Consider the following 15,493-nt stretch of genomic DNA (forward strand, 5'->3'; position numbering starts at 1 on the left):
AAGTAAAGTTAGTATGAAAAAGATAAATAGAAAAGCAGCCTACGAGTTGAATACTGAGGAACTTAATTACTATACAAAACAAATAGAAAAAAACTTAGAGAAAAGAAAACATCGTATCACAATAAAGCGAGAAAACTTGATATATCTAACAGACGGGGTTTGGGAGCAAGTTAGGTTATATACTTTATTTCCAGTGTCTGAACTAAATGACCGAATAGGAACGCTGCGTCTATTTGAAGCCTCGATAATGCAAGCTAGCTATCATCGACTGGCTCAAAAACCTGAAAGCTCTTTGACGGTTAAGGTACCTGATCATCCTGAAATAACTTGGAAAGGCGAAGGTATTTTAAAAACAGGTTTCATTTGCCCCTCAATGTGGCTAGATGCGTATTTTACCTCTGTCATCGTTCGTGACAAAGCTAGCATGGACGTATTGGCAAACTTTCCTATTTCTTTGATGAGACAGAGCTCTACCAAAGCGGGTGAGCTGTCTTATATGCTAGTAGACGTCATTCAGTCGTTCCACAATCGCACATCAGATTATCCTGATAAGCTGGTTTCAGCAATGGACGCGGCGGTAGCTCAAGGAGATAACTGGGCGTTGGAAATTGCGATGGGGATCCTAGAAACCTTCGCAGCGCTCACTACTAATATTGGTTATGATTTTGAGGAAGCGCTCGTTAAAAACCTACAGTTCCAAGAGAAATATCATCTTAGAGAATTAGGACCAGATAGGATAGGCATCAGAACTTTTATCAACTTCCCTCTGCTTGGCATGGCTTGCATGTGGTACGACAAAGGCAACCGTCTATCTGTTGAAACTGGTTGGCTTCCTCCCTATCTTGTCGAAGGACGTTGGTTAGAAGATGTAAAAGCAGGGAAGATCACTCGATAAACCCCTTTAGTTAGCAATTCAGTATATAAGCCACCTCTCATGAGGTGGCTTTTACGTTTTGTTGAGCTATATGGTGCGCATTATGTTGGTGCACTAAAACCATATTGGTGCACTTATTAGCGTGTTAAGCACCATTTCAAGAATGCGTAGTTTTATTAAAGTTCATACAAAACAATAAATTAAAGTGTAAGTGTTAGAAATGTAAATTGTGGAATGAGAATTGCTCTGTTAGACGCTCTATAAATTAAGTTCACCAAATTGGTGATGAGCCTAACTTTGATGCACAGGATAAGTGCGCTACAGATCAACGGAGACAATCATAATGAGTGTAACTGCCAATCAGGTACACGGCGCTGTACAAACTCTCACGCAAAGTTCCGACACACTTTTCTTACTACTTGGCGCAATCATGGTTTTTTTGATGCATGCTGGTTTTGCTTTTCTTGAAGTAGGAACCGTGCGCCAAAAGAACCAAGTTAATGCTTTAGTTAAAATCTTGGCCGATTTCGGTATTTCCGCCATTGCGTATTTTTTCATTGGATACTGGGTCGCTTATGGCGGCACCTTCTTTGCCGATGCAGAGACGTTATCTCAAGGCAATGGTTACGAGTTGGTGAAGTTCTTTTTCTTGCTGACTTTCGCTGCAGCGATTCCTGCTATTGTTTCTGGTGGTATTGCAGAACGAGCTCGTTTTTATCCGATTCTAATCGCAACATTTTTCACTGTCGGCATCGTATACCCGTTATTTGAGGGAATGATCTGGAACGGAAACTTTGGTGTTCAAGCTTGGTTTGAAAATACCTTTGGTTATGGCTTCCACGATTTTGCAGGTTCAGTCGTTGTGCATGGTGTTGGCGGCTGGATAGCGCTTGTTGCCGTCGTGTTTTTGGGCATGAGAAAAGGCAGAGTTCGAGCAGGAAAGCACACCAACTTTGCACCTTCGAATATTCCATTTTTGGCCTTGGGAGCTTGGATCTTATGTGTGGGGTGGTTTGGCTTCAACGTCATGTCAGCTCAAACTGTGTCAGGCATAAGTGGCTTGGTGGCTATGAACTCATTGATGGCAATGGTCGGAGGCATTGTCGCGTCATTGTTGGCTGGTAAGAATGACCCTGGCTTTATTCATAACGGCCCACTGGCTGGCTTGGTTGCTGTATGTGCGGGCTCAGACTTAATGCATCCTATCGGTGCTTTAGTGACAGGTGCGATTGCTGGCGTGCTATTTGTTTATCTTTTTACCCACCTACAAAACAAAACCAAGATTGATGATGTGCTGGGTGTCTGGCCTTTACACGGTGTATGTGGCGCTTGGGGTGGTATTGCCGCTGGGATTTTTGGTCAAAGCGCATTGGGTGGGCTAGGTGGCGTGAGCATTATCGTTCAGCTTCTAGGAACGCTTTTGGGCCTTTCCATCGCAGCGCTTGGTGCACTTGTAGTCTACGGTGCGATTAATACCAGTATGGGACTGAGGCTTTCAGAAGAAGACGAATTCAATGGCGCTGACCTAGCCATTCATAAAATATCTTCGACCAACGAGGATTGAGGCCAATATGGGAGCGGCATAAAGCCGCTCTTTTAGCAATTGTCTTTCTTGGCTTGGCCCGGAGGACAGAAATTACCATTACCTCGATGGTCATCATCATTGGTGCTGACTCTTACCTTTACATCATCGACTTCGCCTTCAACATTGGTAAGTTGACAGCCTGCCAAAGTCAGAAGCAATGTAAACGTTAGAGATACTTGTCTCATTGCTGTTCCTCTTAAATTGTAATTCTAATAGTGACCATTACGACTATGGTCTAATCCATATTACTACTGTTGCTATTCTTTCAGTGTTAAGCTAATGAAAAAACAGCAAGGATGAGTTATGAATTTCCCTTATAGAAATATTGTAGTACTTACTGGTGCAGGTATCTCGGCCGAATCTGGTATTCAAACATTTCGTGCGCAAGATGGCCTATGGGAGAATCACCGTATCGAAGATGTAGCAACGCCTGAAGGGTTTGCTCACGATCCGGACCTTGTTCAAGACTTTTACAACCAACGCCGCAAGAAACTTCAAGATAATGCGATAAAGCCTAATGCAGCGCATGAAGCATTAGGTCGTTTAGAGGCTGAGTTAGAAGGTAAAGTGACGGTCATCACTCAAAATATAGACAACCTTCACGAAAGAGGCGGCAGTCAGAATGTGATTCACATGCATGGTGAGTTGCTCAAGGCGCGCTGTAGTGAATCTAACCAAGTAGTAGAGCACAATGAGGACATTAAGACAGGCGAACTTTGTCACTGTTGTCAGATCCCTTCACAAATGCGACCACATATTGTTTGGTTTGGTGAAATGCCACTGCGAATGGGTGATATCTACGCGTCATTAGAAGAAGCAGATTTGTTTATTTCTATTGGGACTTCTGGCGTTGTGTATCCCGCAGCAGGTTTTGTTCATGATGCAAAAATGCACGGCGCACATACCATTGAAATTAACCTAGAACCTAGTGCGGTAGAAAGTGAATTTGAGGAAAAACGCTACGGAAAAGCAAGCGTTGAGGTTCCAAAATTAGTTGACGAGATACTGGCTCTAGAAGGAAAAGAAAGAGCGTAATAACTTCAACAGGAAGAGTTTTTGTCTTGTCATTAAGAACAAAAAAGCGGCTCATGAGCCGCTTTTTCATATCTTTAAAACTAACGAATTAGTTGTTCACTTTTAGCTTTTGGAAGTACTCATCGTACATTACGCTCGCTTCGCCAACTTCATCTTGCCAAGTACCGCTGTCCATCACTTCTTGTGGTGGGAAGATGCTTGGATCATTAGCAAATTCTTTCGGTAGCAGATCGTGTGCCGTTTTAACTGGCGTAGGATAACCAATCTCTAGTGCAATCTTAGCTGCGTTCTCAGGACGTAGTAGGAAATCGATCATCTTATGAGCTGCGTCAACGTTCTTCGCACCAGCTGGAATTGCTAGGCTGTCCATCCAGAAGATAGTGCCTTTTTCTGGCCAGATGATGTCGATGTTCGCACCTTCTTGACGAGCCATGTATGCAGAACCGTTCCAAAGCATGCCTAGTGAAACTTCACCCGCAAGGTAAGGGTTTGCAGGAAAGTCTGAGTTAAATACTAATACGTTTGGCATTAGCTTTTTCAGTTCTTCGTAAGCGGCTTTGATTTCTTCTGGGTTAGTCGTGTTTGGTGAGTAACCAAGCTTAGTCAATGCAATGTGGAATACTTCGCGAGAATCATCCATCAGCATTAGTTGACCTTCCCACTTACTATCCCAAAAATCATCCCACTTAGTAACCGATGATTTGTCTAGCATGTCAGCATTGATACCAATACCGGTCGCACCCCAAATGTATGGGATAGAGTAGTTGTTGTTCGGATCGAACGGTTTGTTTAGGAAGTTAGTATCAAGATCGGCAAAATGAGATAATTTCTCTTTGTCGATCTGTTGTAGCATGCCTTCTTTACGCATTTTAGAGACGAAATAGGTAGACGGTACTACCAAGTCGTAACCAGAACCTTGAGTTTTTAGTTTTGCGTACATACTCTCGTTAGATTCGTATGTAGAGTAAATAACTTTGATTCCGGTTTCTTTTGTAAAGTCTTCAAGAACTTCGTTTGGAATGTATTCCGACCAGTTGTAGAAATACAGTTCTTGATCAGCAGCCATTGCAGGGGTAGCGATGAGCGTCGCTGCACATAGAGCGCTTGCGTAGAATTTACTTTTCATTTGTTTTCCGTTTTGTTTCGCGATTGGACAAGTCAATACTAGCTGGAGTTATCGAGTTGAGCCAAATCGCAGTAAGCACAAATATGTTCATTTAGCTTGAATATCGTTGTCTCCTTGTTATGAGACGATAAATCTATGATACCAAGACAAATAAACCTAGCAACGCGCGATTATATCAGCCTAAGACAAAAATAGGCAGCGTATTGCTGCCTATTTTCCTATGGTTGATGACTTGTTACACAAGCTAGATTATTGTCCCGCTTTCAGCTTGAGGAAATAATCTTCGTACTTAACGGTTAGATCACCAACCGCATCTTGCCATTCAACGCGGTCAAGGTCTTCTTGAGAAGGGAACAGTGGGGCAACGTCTTTAAACTTAGCATTCGATTCTTCCACCGCCGTTAGGTAGCCAGTATCACGAGAGATTTGCTCTGCGATTTCTGGGCGCAGTAGGAAGTCAATCATCTTGTGAGCGGCTTCTACGTTCTTCGCACCGGAAGAGATAGCGAAGTTATCAACCCAGCCGATACCGCCTTCTTTAGGAAAAACGAGTTTAAGGTTCAGGCCTTCACTTTGTGCCGCTGCGGCGCTACCGTTCCAAAGCATACCAACGCCCACTTCACCAGACATGTAAGGTGCGCCAGGGTTGTCAGAGTTGAAAACTAAAACGTTAGGCATCAACTTTTGTAGCTCAGCGTACGCTTCATCGATTTGCTTAGGGTCTTTTGAGTTACCTGAGTAGCCAAGTTTACGCAGAGCGATATGGAACACTTCACGAGTGTCGTCCATCAACATTACTTGACCTTCAAGCTCAGGCTTCCATAGGTCAGCCCAGCTTTGGAAGTCGTTTGGATCGTACATATCTGCGTTAACCGCTAGGCCTGTAATCGCAACAACGTGTGGGATAGAGTAGTCGTTACTTGGATCGTAAGGCTTGTCTAGGTAGTTTTTATCTAGGTTGCCGAAGTTTTTCAGCTTAGTCTTATCGATCTTTTGTAGCATGCCTTCGTCACGCATCTTCGCCACGAAGTACGTTGAAGGTACTACTAGGTCATAACCTTGGTTATGGGTTTTTAGCTTTGCATACAAAGTTTCGTTCGACTCGTAAGTCGAGTAGATCACTTTGATGCCAGTTTCTTTAGTAAATTGCTCTAGGATATTACTGTTGATGTAAGGACCCCAGTTCATAAATACTAGTTCTTTATCATCCGCTGTCGCTGTACCAGAGAACAGAGAAAGCGCACATGCACTACCAGCTAATAGAGTAGCCCATTTTTTCATTGACGTTAGCTCCAAACCAAACGTTGTCCAATTTTGGACGATAGATAGAAAAACAGAATGGCATGTAACCATTCTGTTTCGTGATGTTAACAGGTGCGGATTCTACTTCACTTTTTCTCTTGCTAGCAACTGAGAAATTACTACCAAGACCAAAGAAACAATCAACATCACCGTTGCTAGGGCGTTCACTTCCGGTGAAATGCCCACCTTAACCATGGAGTAAATCTTCAATGGCAAGATTTCGTATGTTGGACCCGTTACAAACGAGCTGATGATCACATCGTCCAAAGACAGGGTAAAGCTCAATAACCAACCTGCGGCAACCGCTGGTTTAGCGAGAGGAAGGATGATCTGTTTCAAGATAACCCACTCGCTTGCACCAAGGTCTTTTGCTGCTTCCAACATTTTCACATCAAAGCCATTTAAGCGGCTGTATACAGTTACCACAACGAATGGTAGACAAAAGGTGATGTGAGCAATCAATAGTGTAAAGAAGCCAAGCTGTGCGCCTAATACTAGGAACAGAGCAAGTAATGAAATCGCCATTACAATATCGGGAGACATCATCACGACAAACAGCATGCCGTTTACCGCACCTTTACCTTTGAACGAGTAACGGAATAGGGCAACGGCCGTTAAGCTACCAATGATGGTTGCTGCTGTCGCTGAGAATACCGCTACGTTCAATGAATGCCATGCAGCTTGCATTAGGCTGTCGTTATTTACTAAGGTTTCGTACCATTTCGTGGTGAAACCACCCCATTTCATACCAAATTTGTTGGCATTAAATGAGTTAACAATTAAGACGATGATTGGCAGATACAAAAATGCATACACCAGCGCCATAAAGCTAAATCTAACTGTGCGTCCCATTAGTCTAGCTCCACTTTCTTATTCAATAGTTTGCCTGCTCTGTAGTAAGCGTAAAGCATCACAGCCATTGCGAAGGTGAGGGCGATACTGGTCGCAGCACCAAATGGCCAGTCACGAGCGTTCAATACTTGGCTCTTAATAACGTTACCAATCAGTAGGTTCTTCGCACCACCAAGAAGGTCAGAGATGTAGAACATACCTAGTGCTGGTAGCAGAACCAACAAACAACCACCGATAATGCCAGGCATTGTCAGAGGTAGAATCACTTTCGTAATGGTTTGGAACTTGTTCGCACCAAGATCTTTCGCCGCCTCGATATAAGTGTTGTCCAACTTCTCGATTGCCGAGTAAAGCGGCAGAATCATAAATGGAAGCAGGATGTACACAAGACCAATCATTACTGCTGTTTCGGTGTACATAATACGTAATGGCTTATCGATGATTTCCATCGCCATTAATGATTTGTTCAAAATACCTTGTGTACCCAGAACAATCTTCAGGCCGTAAGTACGGATAAGAGAGTTTGTCCAAAAAGGTACGATAACTAAGAACAACATGAATGGGCGCCATTTCTCTGGCATTTTCGCTATGATGTAAGCAAATGGGTAACCAATTACTAAACACAACAACGTCGCCACGATCGCCATGTAGAACGAGTGCATCAGCACTTTCGCATACAAGGGGTCGAGTAGACGTAAGTAGTTGTCGAAAGTAAATGTCATTTCGATTAAGTTTGCTTCATCACGCGTTAAGAAACTCGTACCGATAATCATCACATTTGGTACCAACACGAAAAGTGTTAACCAACCGACGATTAAGGTAATGATCGCGTTTTGAAGATTAATCTTCTTGCTTATCATTGAGGACTACCTCCCAGCTCTCAACCCAAGTGATAGCGACTTTCTGGCCAAGTGAGTGGTCCACATCAGGATCATCTTCGTTAAAGAATTCGCTAACCATTACACGCATGCCCGAATCCAATTGGATAACTGAATCAAGCGTCATACCTTTATAGGTACGCTCTGTTACGTGACCTACGATGCCTTTTTCTTCAGACTCTTTGATCTCTTCGATACGTAAGTCTTCTGGGCGAAGTAGTACTTGCAGTTTTTCACCTGCTTGCGCTTCCTGATCGTAGTAAACAACAGATTCGACACCTTCGATTTCTGCACGGATACGTTTCTCGTCGATACGCTCTAGCATGGTTGCGTTGAATACGTTGATCTCACCGATAAAGCGAGCAACAAATAGGTTCTTCGGCTCTTCGTAAATCTCACGTGGAGAACCATCCTGCTCGATAACACCATCGCGCATTACAATAATGCGGTCAGACATCGATAGGGCTTCTTCCTGATCGTGCGTAACGAAGATAAAGGTAATACCAAGTTGACGCTGAAGCTGTTTAAGCTCGATTTGCATTTGCTTACGCAGTTTGTAATCAAGTGCCGATAGAGATTCATCTAGCAGCAGTACTTTTGGTTTGTTAACAACCGCACGCGCAATGGCGATACGTTGTTGCTGACCACCAGAAAGCTGATGAGGCTTACGCTGTGCCATTTTTTCTAGGCGCACCATGCGTAGCGCTTCCATTACTCGTGGTTCAATGTCCGCAGTAGGCGTTTTCTGCATACGAAGGCCAAAAGCGACATTCTCATATACGGTCATGTGTGGAAACAATGCGTAACTTTGAAATACCGTGTTGACGTGCCTTTGCTCTGCAGGAACCTGTGTTACATCCTGGTCATCCAAAATAATTTGACCGTTATCTGCCGTTTCAAAACCTGCAATCATGCGTAAAACTGTTGTCTTACCACAACCAGAAGGCCCGAGAATCGTCAGAAATTCACCATGATTAACATCCAGATTTAAATTACCGATGATTTCCTTACCATCGAAACTTTTACTAATACCAGATAAACGAATAACTGGCTTTCCTGCTTGCGGTTTTGCGTTCAACGTCTGTATTTCCCCCACGTTCAAGCCGGGATTATCCCAGCTGATGTGACACTAACCATTCACTTTTGAGGCGCGCATCATAATCACCAAAAGTGTGAAATTAAAGCATTTTCTTATCTTGAAACAGAAATAATTTTGCAGGAAAAAGCCATCATTCCTTACCATACTGTTTTTATGAGATTAATTGGCATCTAGACACAGTTTGATAGCACTAAACTTTGTTCAACAATTGTTTCAATTTCATGACCTTGAAAGTGGTCAATTATCAACCATACAGTTGAGATTGCAAGGATTGTAGGTGAGTTGTGATGTTAGATGTGGAAAGATTTCTTTATAATGACGATTACATTAATTGACTGGAATTCCAGTCAAAATTTTACAAGTTAGTCTTGGATAAACTATGAACGACGATTTTGAGAAAGATTTCAATCTTGGGGGGAGTGTAGAGCGAGCTTTGTCTGGCAACTACGAGCTTAAAGCTGGCGCGGTTTTTAACGAAGCTTGGCGAGCAACCATCCAGCACTTTTTATCATTTTCTCCTGCCATTATTGTATTGCTTTTTGTCCAGTTAGGTATTTTCTATATTGCATTAAAACTGCAGTTGGGCGATTTGACCGTTATTCTTGATGCGTTTGAGAACCCAGAGTCGTTCACAAACGATATTGTGTCTTCTATTTATGTCGCGAATTTCAGTTATGAGGTGATTAGCGCACCAATTTATGCGGGGATCAGCTTGATGGCTATGAGCCATGTCGCCGGCCTGAAGACTAAGTTGCGCCATGTTGGAAAGGGGTTGCAGTTCACCATTCCTGTTATTCTAGCAACGCTCATGAGCTTAATGCTACAAGGTGTGGTTGGTATGATTTTTCCTTTACTGTCGCTGTATCTTTCCTTGGCATTTAGTCACTCTATTTTGTTGATTTGTGAGAAAAGGGTGCCACCAATGCAAGCGTTGCTGTTATCACTTCGCGCAATCAACAAGAAGATTTTTGTGGTCGCGGGGCTTTACTTAGGCGTGATGTTAATGTTTATTATTGCAGCAATGTTCTACGGTATTGGCTTGATTTTTGTGCTGCCATTCTTCTTCCATTTGAAAGGCATACTCTACCGCGAAATGTTTGGAATTAAGCTTAAGATCGTTACAACACAGAAAAACGATAATGATCACGATGGTAACTCACAGGTGTTTGATGCCTAATTCTTTGAAATCAATAAGTTTACGAGTGGCGGCAACCTGTATAGCCGCCACTTTTATTTCTATAGGCCCATATTTACACTACGAGAAACAGTTTAAATATGTGGAAAATCCTGACGTACTCTCTGGCAAGATTAAGCATGTCGATTTATCACACTTGCCATACATCGGTGATATCCCAGACTTCAATTCAATAAAAGATACGAAAGAGAAAAAAGCTGCTTTTTTTGATTTTTTAAGGCCTAAAATTGCTCTTGAGAATCAACGAATTCGTCATGAGCGTGCCTTTCTTACCTCTTTAAAGGTGGGACAAGTGACGCAAGAACAACAAGAGTATGCTCAGCGGTTATCATCTCTGTATTCGTTGCCCTTGAGTAACGATAAGATTGATCAAGCATGGCTAGACGAGATGCTTGTGCGAGTGAACGTCTTACCTGAAGCCTTGGTTCTAACTCAAGCGGCAAATGAATCTGCGTGGGGCACTTCTCGTTTTGCTACTCAAGCAAACAACTTGTTCGGCCAATGGTGTTATAAAAAGGGCTGTGGAATTGTTCCAGCGCAACGTGGCGCTAACAAAGTTCATGAAGTTGAAAAATTCGATTCTGTACAACAGTCTGTTCATGGCTACTTTATGAATGTTAATCGAAACCCAGCGTATGCAGACCTGCGTGAAATCAGAACATCTCTGGCTGAAAAGAACAAGGGCTTGTTAACGGTTGCAACCGCGTCAGAGTTAACGCATGGGTTGCTAGCCTATTCTGAACGTGGCATCGCCTATGTACACGATCTTCGCGCTATGATTCGTCATAACAACGCCTACTGGACGCAATAAAATAACGGATAAAATGAAAAAGTTAAGCCTAAGTCTATTGGGAAGTGCGGCGCTAATTCTTGTATCGCCGATAACCCAAGCTCAAGAGTACATGTTCACGTACTCAAAGTTATACACTCAACTAAAAAACAACAATAAAGAAGGGCATGACGATGTGAAAGTTGGTGTCTTTTTTGTGGACGCAAAAACTAAACAAATTTGTACGATAGAAAAAGCTTGGATGGAAAAAGAAGAGCACTATGAAGAGTTTGTTATCCCTGCTTCACAAGAGTTGCCTTTACCTGTTGATAAAAACTTAAAGTCAGCGAATCCGTTGGTTTTTATCGATACCCCAAAAGATACACGTTGCGATTACTCACTTGTCGTGATGACCAAAGAACCATTACAGGGTAACGTTTCTTACGAGCAACTTAAGCCTCTTCTACCTCAAATGCAGACGATGCTGGAAGATTTAGGCGGTATGTTTGCGGGTTGGTTTACACCGGAAGTTCAAGGTGTGACGATGGAGTTTGCAAATCAACTGAATGATAAAGTGATTTTCTCAAACGGAACCGAAAAGCCAATTGTCAATGGCAAGATACAAGTCGCACTAAGTGAAATAGGGCAAGGTGGCACAATGACACTACCAGAACCGACGATGCGAGTGTTACCTTATCTACCTAACGCAAAGAAATGAACACTGAACGTTTAGAAAGGGCTGCAATCGCAGCTCTTTTTTAATTTTGACCGTAACTAAAGTATCTTTCACACTCTTTTCTTAAAGACTCAATAAGACAAACATTTAATCCTGCGTAAAAAGCTCGTATAATCCACGCCCCAAAGAAACCCATGTTAGGAAGTCCTAGTCGATTTATCGGCGATGTGAGAGCCCGCAATGAACCAAATAGATACAAGAAAAGAAACCCTAGAATTCAACAAGCTTCAGAAACGCCTAAGAAGACATGTTGGAAATGCCATTACTGATTACAACATGATCGAAGAAGGCGATGTTGTAATGGCATGTATTAGCGGTGGTAAAGATTCATTCGCGATGCTTGATATCCTGCTGAATCTTCAAAAAGCCGCACCGATCAAATTTGAAGTGGTTGCGGTAAACCTAGACCAAAAACAACCGGGCTTCCCTGAGCACATTCTGCCAGAGTATTTCGAAACACTGAACATCCCTTACTATATCGTCGATAAGGACACGTATTCCGTCGTAAAAGAGAAGGTACCAGAAGGCAAAACCACTTGTGGTCTGTGTTCACGCCTGCGACGTGGTACGCTGTATTCATTTGCAGAGAAGATTGGTGCAACTAAGCTTGCGCTAGGTCATCACATGGATGACATCGTCGAAACAATGTTCTTGAATATGTTCCACGGCTCTCGCCTTAAAGCGATGCCACCAAAGCTACGCTCTGATGATGGTCGTAACGTGGTCATTCGTCCATTGACTTACTGTCGTGAAAAAGATTTGATCAAATACGCTGAGCACAAGGATTTCCCAATAATTCCGTGTAACCTTTGTGGCTCTCAAGAGAACCTTCAGCGTCAATCTATAAAAGCAATGTTGATTGAATGGGATAAGAAGACGCCAGGGCGTGTGGAGGCAATTTTTAAATCAATTCAAAACGTAAGCCCAAGCCAACTAGCAGACCGCGAATTGTTCGACTTTGTTAACTTACCGCTAGATCGTGAAGGTAACCGCGAAGAGTATGAATTTAATGAGGCTGTCGTTTCTTCGACGAATATTGATGAATCGATGTTCATCGATGTTACGAACATCTAACTCGTAAAAAAGGAGGTCAATTAGACCTCCTTTTTTGTACCCAACGCTTTAACTGTTCCCAAACAAAAATCCCCCTGTATTGGGGGGATTTATTAGCGCTTATTTGAAAGCGCTCAATACATAGCGATACTAAGGAGAGATTAGGTTGCTGTATGTGGGTCGAGAGGGCTAATATAGCCTTTTGGTTTTAGAGCCAACACGTCGCAATTTATTTTATCAATTACGTGCTCCGCTGTATTACCAATAAAGACAGCCGAAAGCCCTGTTCGCCCTGTGGTACCTAAAATAACCATTGCTGCGTTCAAGCGCTCTGCAGCTGCCGGAATGACATCTTCAGGTAAACCTTGCTCAACTATCGTTTGTTCTTCATCAAGACCATGTTTTTGGCGTAGTGCTTTCATAGCCGTTAAATGATGACCTCGCACTGCATCGGTATAAGTCGTTGGGTCAAATTCAGGAAGTTCAATCGTAATATTCGCCGGTGTAACGGGGTAGGCGTTAACAAGATATGGCTTGGCCTCAAGCCGAGTGGTGATTTCTTTTAATCGCTCGACCATCGTATCGTTGAGATCAATATGAGTCGGGTTTTCTGAGCCCACATGTACTGAGGCAAGGATACTTGCTTGTTCCGGCCAAGCAGCATTCTTAATAAGAAGCACTGGAATAGGGCATTTTCGCAACAAGTGCCAATCTGTCGGTGTGAAAATGACAGACTCTAAAACATCATGCTTACGTGTGCCTTTGATGACTAGGTCATGATTGCCTGCATAGACTTCAGCAATAATCGCCTCATAAGGGCGGTTGTGCCAGACAACACAAACATCAAAGTCGAAGCCATCGTTTAGGTATGGTTGAGCAATTTTACGCATCCACTGCTCACGCTGATGAATGACACCTCGACGCATAGCATCTCTTTCATCCACTGATAGCATTGACGTCATGTCATACGAGAAATCGTAAATGGATAAAAAGAAAGTGATTCGGCTTCTAGATACACTTTTCTGAGCTAATTGAACAGCTCTTGCAAGTGCGGGCTGCTCATCATTATTGATGTCAGCTACAACAAGGATCTTACTGTATATACTCATAACTAAGCCCACTTCTATTGCAAAACCAGATACTGAATGTAAATTAAATCAGTATTTTGGAGTACTCACCGTACATTTTTACTGTAGCTTAGTTTGGAGAACTTTTTGAGGACTTTCGAAAGGAATTTATGAGAAATATGATGTAGCTCATTTTCGAGCTACATCAATAATTAGGGTGTATTATTCTTTAGTTACACCAGCAAGTTCCATCAATGCATCGTGGTCTAAGATAGTGATATATTTACCTTTTACGCTTAGGATCTCAGATTTCTGGAAACGACCTAACAAACGACTGATCGTTTCGACTGTAAGACCAAGGTAGTTGCCAATATCACCACGAGTCATAGTTAAACGAAACTCTCTAGGGCTGAAGCCACGCTGAGAAAAACGCGTTGATAGGTTGTAAAGGAAAGCAGCTAGTCGCTCTTCTGCGTTCTTTTTAGAAAGAAGCAAAATCATTTCCTGATCACCTTTAATTTCGTTACTCATCAAACGCATGATTTGCTGGCGAAGCTTAGGCATTTTACCCGATAGATCGTCTAAAATTTCGTATGGGATTTCACATACCATTGACGTTTCGAGTGCTTGAGCAAAGCTAGGGTGGGAGTCACCAGTGATAGCATCGAAACCGACTAAGTCTCCAGCTAAGTGAAACGCTGTGATTTGCTCATCACCTTGCTCTGTGATCGTATAGCTCTTGATGGTACCAGAGCGGATAGCGTATAGCGATTTTAGCTCATCACCGGCCTTAAAAAGCTCTTGTCCTTTTTGAATAGGCTTCTTACGTTCGATGATTTGGTCAAGCTGGTCAAGTTCTGCCTCATTTAGAGTGAACGGGATACACAGTTGACTAATGCTACAATCTTGGCAATGAATGGCGCAACCGCCTGATTGGATACGCTTTGTTGCAGGTTTTTCAGAAATCATAACAACCTTTCACTATTTGATATACATCAATATTTTAGCATCGCTTAATCTTAAAGGGTAGCAAAAATGTCACCTCAATAGAGTTTAACGTTATATGAAACCGAGTAACGCTAAGGCTCCTACAGCGGTATACGTACCATAGCCAATAAGGATTAATGCTGAAATATTTCTAAATATTAATGATTTTTGTAATTTCTGAAAATGATTGGCACCGTATCCAATAATAAGCATTGCAGGTAGTGTTCCGAGCCCAAACGCAAGCATAATTAGGCCGCCGTTCATCGCACTACCAGAAACCGCCGACCAAGTAAGCGCTGAATAAACTAAGCCACATGGTAACCAACCCCAAATAAAGCCAAATGGCAACGCGTGAAGAGGATGCTTTAGTGGCAACAGATTCTTCCCTGCCGGCGAGATAAAGCGCCAGATATACTGCCCTAGCTTTTCTATTAAAAGTAAGCCTTGCCACCATTTAGCAATATACAGCGCGACCAGAATCATGAATAAGGCCGCAATCAGCCTTAACCAAGCAAGAGAGTGCGTTAACCCACTAAGTTCAGATAAACCTGATATAGCACCACCGACTAATGCTCCTATTAAGGTATAACTGATCAATCGTCCGAGGTTGTAGAAGAGGGGGATAAGAGGGGTAGTTTTATTTTTAGCAGAAGAGCCCATGGTAAGCAGAGACGCGATACCACCACACATACCCATACAATGACCGGCTCCTACTAAGCCGATCATCAACGCACCGATAAAATCAGGAGTCATAAAGGTCGCTACTTTTTATCACTATTAGATTGGTCTTCTTCGTCGAGAAGAATGTTGTGCCCTTGCCGTTCAAGATCTTCAAACTGATCGCTTCTTACTGCCCAAAGAAAAACGGCGACAGCAACACAAACGAGAACGATAGCGATGGGAATCAATATATAAAGACTTTCCATGTTTGCTTT

Annotated in this window: 17 protein-coding genes; 7 read left to right on the top strand and 10 right to left on the bottom strand. The window is 42.7% G+C overall.

Annotated elements, in window-relative coordinates; genetic code table 11:
- Positions 1 to 13: 13 nt before the first annotated feature.
- Both R7H07_RS05770 and R7H07_RS05775 read left to right on the top strand, forming a co-directional pair.
- Positions 14 to 895, top strand: coding sequence for an immunity 49 family protein (locus R7H07_RS05770; RefSeq protein WP_065274534.1), 882 nt, complete (start codon positions 14 to 16; stop codon positions 893 to 895).
- 322 nt (positions 896 to 1,217) lie between these two features.
- The gene (locus tag R7H07_RS05775) at positions 1,218 to 2,438 is read left to right on the top strand and encodes an ammonium transporter (RefSeq protein WP_053307100.1); all 1,221 of its coding nucleotides are present in this window, start codon (positions 1,218 to 1,220) and stop codon (positions 2,436 to 2,438) included.
- Positions 2,439 to 2,470: 32 nt separating this feature from the next.
- Here R7H07_RS05775 and R7H07_RS05780 read toward each other — a convergent pair whose 3' ends face one another.
- Positions 2,471 to 2,644 (bottom strand): hypothetical protein, encoded by a 174-nt coding sequence (locus tag R7H07_RS05780; protein ID WP_005377524.1) that lies wholly within the window; start codon positions 2,642 to 2,644, stop codon positions 2,471 to 2,473.
- A 118-nt stretch (positions 2,645 to 2,762) separates the two neighbouring features.
- Between R7H07_RS05780 and cobB the strand changes: the two genes are divergently transcribed.
- Positions 2,763 to 3,494, top strand: coding sequence for a Sir2 family NAD+-dependent deacetylase (gene cobB, locus R7H07_RS05785; RefSeq protein WP_065274535.1), 732 nt, complete (start codon positions 2,763 to 2,765; stop codon positions 3,492 to 3,494).
- Positions 3,495 to 3,582: 88 nt separating this feature from the next.
- On the opposite strand, the gene R7H07_RS05790 is transcribed toward cobB, so the two are convergent.
- The 5 genes from R7H07_RS05790 to potA form a co-directional block, all read right to left on the bottom strand.
- On the bottom strand, positions 3,583 to 4,620 hold the full coding sequence (locus R7H07_RS05790) for an extracellular solute-binding protein (RefSeq protein ID WP_025766646.1): 1,038 nt from the start codon (positions 4,618 to 4,620) through the stop codon (positions 3,583 to 3,585).
- A gap of 249 nt (positions 4,621 to 4,869) precedes the next feature.
- Positions 4,870 to 5,901 carry an extracellular solute-binding protein gene (locus tag R7H07_RS05795; RefSeq protein WP_017634902.1) on the bottom strand — a complete coding sequence of 344 codons (1,032 nt, stop codon included), beginning with the start codon at positions 5,899 to 5,901 and terminating at the stop codon, positions 4,870 to 4,872.
- Positions 5,902 to 6,003: 102 nt separating this feature from the next.
- Positions 6,004 to 6,774, bottom strand: coding sequence for a spermidine/putrescine ABC transporter permease PotC (gene potC, locus R7H07_RS05800; RefSeq protein WP_005389180.1), 771 nt, complete (start codon positions 6,772 to 6,774; stop codon positions 6,004 to 6,006).
- On the bottom strand, positions 6,774 to 7,634 hold the full coding sequence (gene potB, locus R7H07_RS05805; RefSeq protein ID WP_005377512.1) for a spermidine/putrescine ABC transporter permease PotB: 861 nt from the start codon (positions 7,632 to 7,634) through the stop codon (positions 6,774 to 6,776). Before potB ends, potC begins: the two co-directional genes overlap by 1 nt.
- Positions 7,615 to 8,730, bottom strand: coding sequence for a spermidine/putrescine ABC transporter ATP-binding protein PotA (potA, locus tag R7H07_RS05810; RefSeq protein WP_017634901.1), 1,116 nt, complete (start codon positions 8,728 to 8,730; stop codon positions 7,615 to 7,617). The genes potB and potA overlap by 20 nt, the downstream gene beginning before the upstream one ends.
- Before the next feature lie 400 nt (positions 8,731 to 9,130).
- Between potA and R7H07_RS05815 the strand changes: the two genes are divergently transcribed.
- The 4 genes from R7H07_RS05815 (at position 9,131) to ttcA (ending at position 12,525) form a co-directional block, all read left to right on the top strand.
- Positions 9,131 to 9,928 (top strand): hypothetical protein, encoded by a 798-nt coding sequence (locus R7H07_RS05815; RefSeq protein WP_005377508.1) that lies wholly within the window; start codon positions 9,131 to 9,133, stop codon positions 9,926 to 9,928.
- Entirely contained in the window at positions 9,921 to 10,757 is an 837-nt protein-coding gene (locus tag R7H07_RS05820; protein WP_017634900.1) for a glucosaminidase domain-containing protein, read from the top strand. Before R7H07_RS05815 ends, R7H07_RS05820 begins: the two co-directional genes overlap by 8 nt.
- Before the next feature lie 13 nt (positions 10,758 to 10,770).
- Positions 10,771 to 11,433, top strand: a complete 663-nt coding sequence (locus R7H07_RS05825) for a DUF2987 domain-containing protein (RefSeq protein ID WP_042522976.1) — start codon at positions 10,771 to 10,773, stop codon at positions 11,431 to 11,433.
- 198 nt (positions 11,434 to 11,631) lie between these two features.
- Positions 11,632 to 12,525 (top strand): tRNA 2-thiocytidine(32) synthetase TtcA, encoded by an 894-nt coding sequence (gene ttcA, locus R7H07_RS05830; RefSeq protein WP_005377502.1) that lies wholly within the window; start codon positions 11,632 to 11,634, stop codon positions 12,523 to 12,525.
- Between the two features lie 140 nt (positions 12,526 to 12,665).
- Here ttcA and uspE read toward each other — a convergent pair whose 3' ends face one another.
- The 4 genes from uspE to ccoS form a co-directional block, all read right to left on the bottom strand.
- Positions 12,666 to 13,613 carry a universal stress protein UspE gene (gene uspE / locus R7H07_RS05835; RefSeq protein ID WP_054576884.1) on the bottom strand — a complete coding sequence of 316 codons (948 nt, stop codon included), beginning with the start codon at positions 13,611 to 13,613 and terminating at the stop codon, positions 12,666 to 12,668.
- A gap of 180 nt (positions 13,614 to 13,793) precedes the next feature.
- Positions 13,794 to 14,540 carry an FNR family transcription factor gene (locus R7H07_RS05840; RefSeq protein WP_005377497.1) on the bottom strand — a complete coding sequence of 249 codons (747 nt, stop codon included), beginning with the start codon at positions 14,538 to 14,540 and terminating at the stop codon, positions 13,794 to 13,796.
- A 90-nt stretch (positions 14,541 to 14,630) separates the two neighbouring features.
- Complete coding sequence (locus R7H07_RS05845; RefSeq protein WP_017634899.1) at positions 14,631 to 15,311, bottom strand: sulfite exporter TauE/SafE family protein; 681 nt, start codon at positions 15,309 to 15,311, stop codon at positions 14,631 to 14,633.
- Between the two features lie 8 nt (positions 15,312 to 15,319).
- Positions 15,320 to 15,484 (bottom strand): cbb3-type cytochrome oxidase assembly protein CcoS, encoded by a 165-nt coding sequence (ccoS, locus tag R7H07_RS05850; RefSeq protein WP_005377493.1) that lies wholly within the window; start codon positions 15,482 to 15,484, stop codon positions 15,320 to 15,322.
- Positions 15,485 to 15,493 lie beyond the last annotated feature (9 nt).

Source organism: Vibrio sp. Vb1127 (genome assembly GCF_033338735.1).
GTDB lineage: Bacteria > Pseudomonadota > Gammaproteobacteria > Enterobacterales > Vibrionaceae > Vibrio > Vibrio alginolyticus.

What these genes read in the sequence shown, in the direction of transcription:
- R7H07_RS05770 (WP_065274534.1), top strand. Translation starts at nt 14, where the DNA reads ATGAAAAAGATAAATAGAAAAGCAGCCTACGAGTTGAATACTGAGGAA.
- R7H07_RS05775 (WP_053307100.1), top strand. Translation starts at nt 1,218, where the DNA reads ATGAGTGTAACTGCCAATCAGGTACACGGCGCTGTACAAACTCTCACG.
- R7H07_RS05780 (WP_005377524.1), bottom strand. Translation starts at nt 2,644, where the DNA reads ATGAGACAAGTATCTCTAACGTTTACATTGCTTCTGACTTTGGCAGGC.
- cobB (WP_065274535.1), top strand. Translation starts at nt 2,763, where the DNA reads ATGAATTTCCCTTATAGAAATATTGTAGTACTTACTGGTGCAGGTATC.
- R7H07_RS05790 (WP_025766646.1), bottom strand. Translation starts at nt 4,620, where the DNA reads ATGAAAAGTAAATTCTACGCAAGCGCTCTATGTGCAGCGACGCTCATC.
- R7H07_RS05795 (WP_017634902.1), bottom strand. Translation starts at nt 5,901, where the DNA reads ATGAAAAAATGGGCTACTCTATTAGCTGGTAGTGCATGTGCGCTTTCT.
- potC (WP_005389180.1), bottom strand. Translation starts at nt 6,774, where the DNA reads ATGGGACGCACAGTTAGATTTAGCTTTATGGCGCTGGTGTATGCATTT.
- potB (WP_005377512.1), bottom strand. Translation starts at nt 7,634, where the DNA reads ATGATAAGCAAGAAGATTAATCTTCAAAACGCGATCATTACCTTAATC.
- R7H07_RS05815 (WP_005377508.1), top strand. Translation starts at nt 9,131, where the DNA reads ATGAACGACGATTTTGAGAAAGATTTCAATCTTGGGGGGAGTGTAGAG.
- R7H07_RS05820 (WP_017634900.1), top strand. Translation starts at nt 9,921, where the DNA reads ATGCCTAATTCTTTGAAATCAATAAGTTTACGAGTGGCGGCAACCTGT.
- R7H07_RS05825 (WP_042522976.1), top strand. Translation starts at nt 10,771, where the DNA reads ATGAAAAAGTTAAGCCTAAGTCTATTGGGAAGTGCGGCGCTAATTCTT.
- ttcA (WP_005377502.1), top strand. Translation starts at nt 11,632, where the DNA reads ATGAACCAAATAGATACAAGAAAAGAAACCCTAGAATTCAACAAGCTT.
- uspE (WP_054576884.1), bottom strand. Translation starts at nt 13,613, where the DNA reads ATGAGTATATACAGTAAGATCCTTGTTGTAGCTGACATCAATAATGAT.
- R7H07_RS05840 (WP_005377497.1), bottom strand. Translation starts at nt 14,540, where the DNA reads ATGATTTCTGAAAAACCTGCAACAAAGCGTATCCAATCAGGCGGTTGC.
- R7H07_RS05845 (WP_017634899.1), bottom strand. Translation starts at nt 15,311, where the DNA reads ATGACTCCTGATTTTATCGGTGCGTTGATGATCGGCTTAGTAGGAGCC.
- ccoS (WP_005377493.1), bottom strand. Translation starts at nt 15,484, where the DNA reads ATGGAAAGTCTTTATATATTGATTCCCATCGCTATCGTTCTCGTTTGT.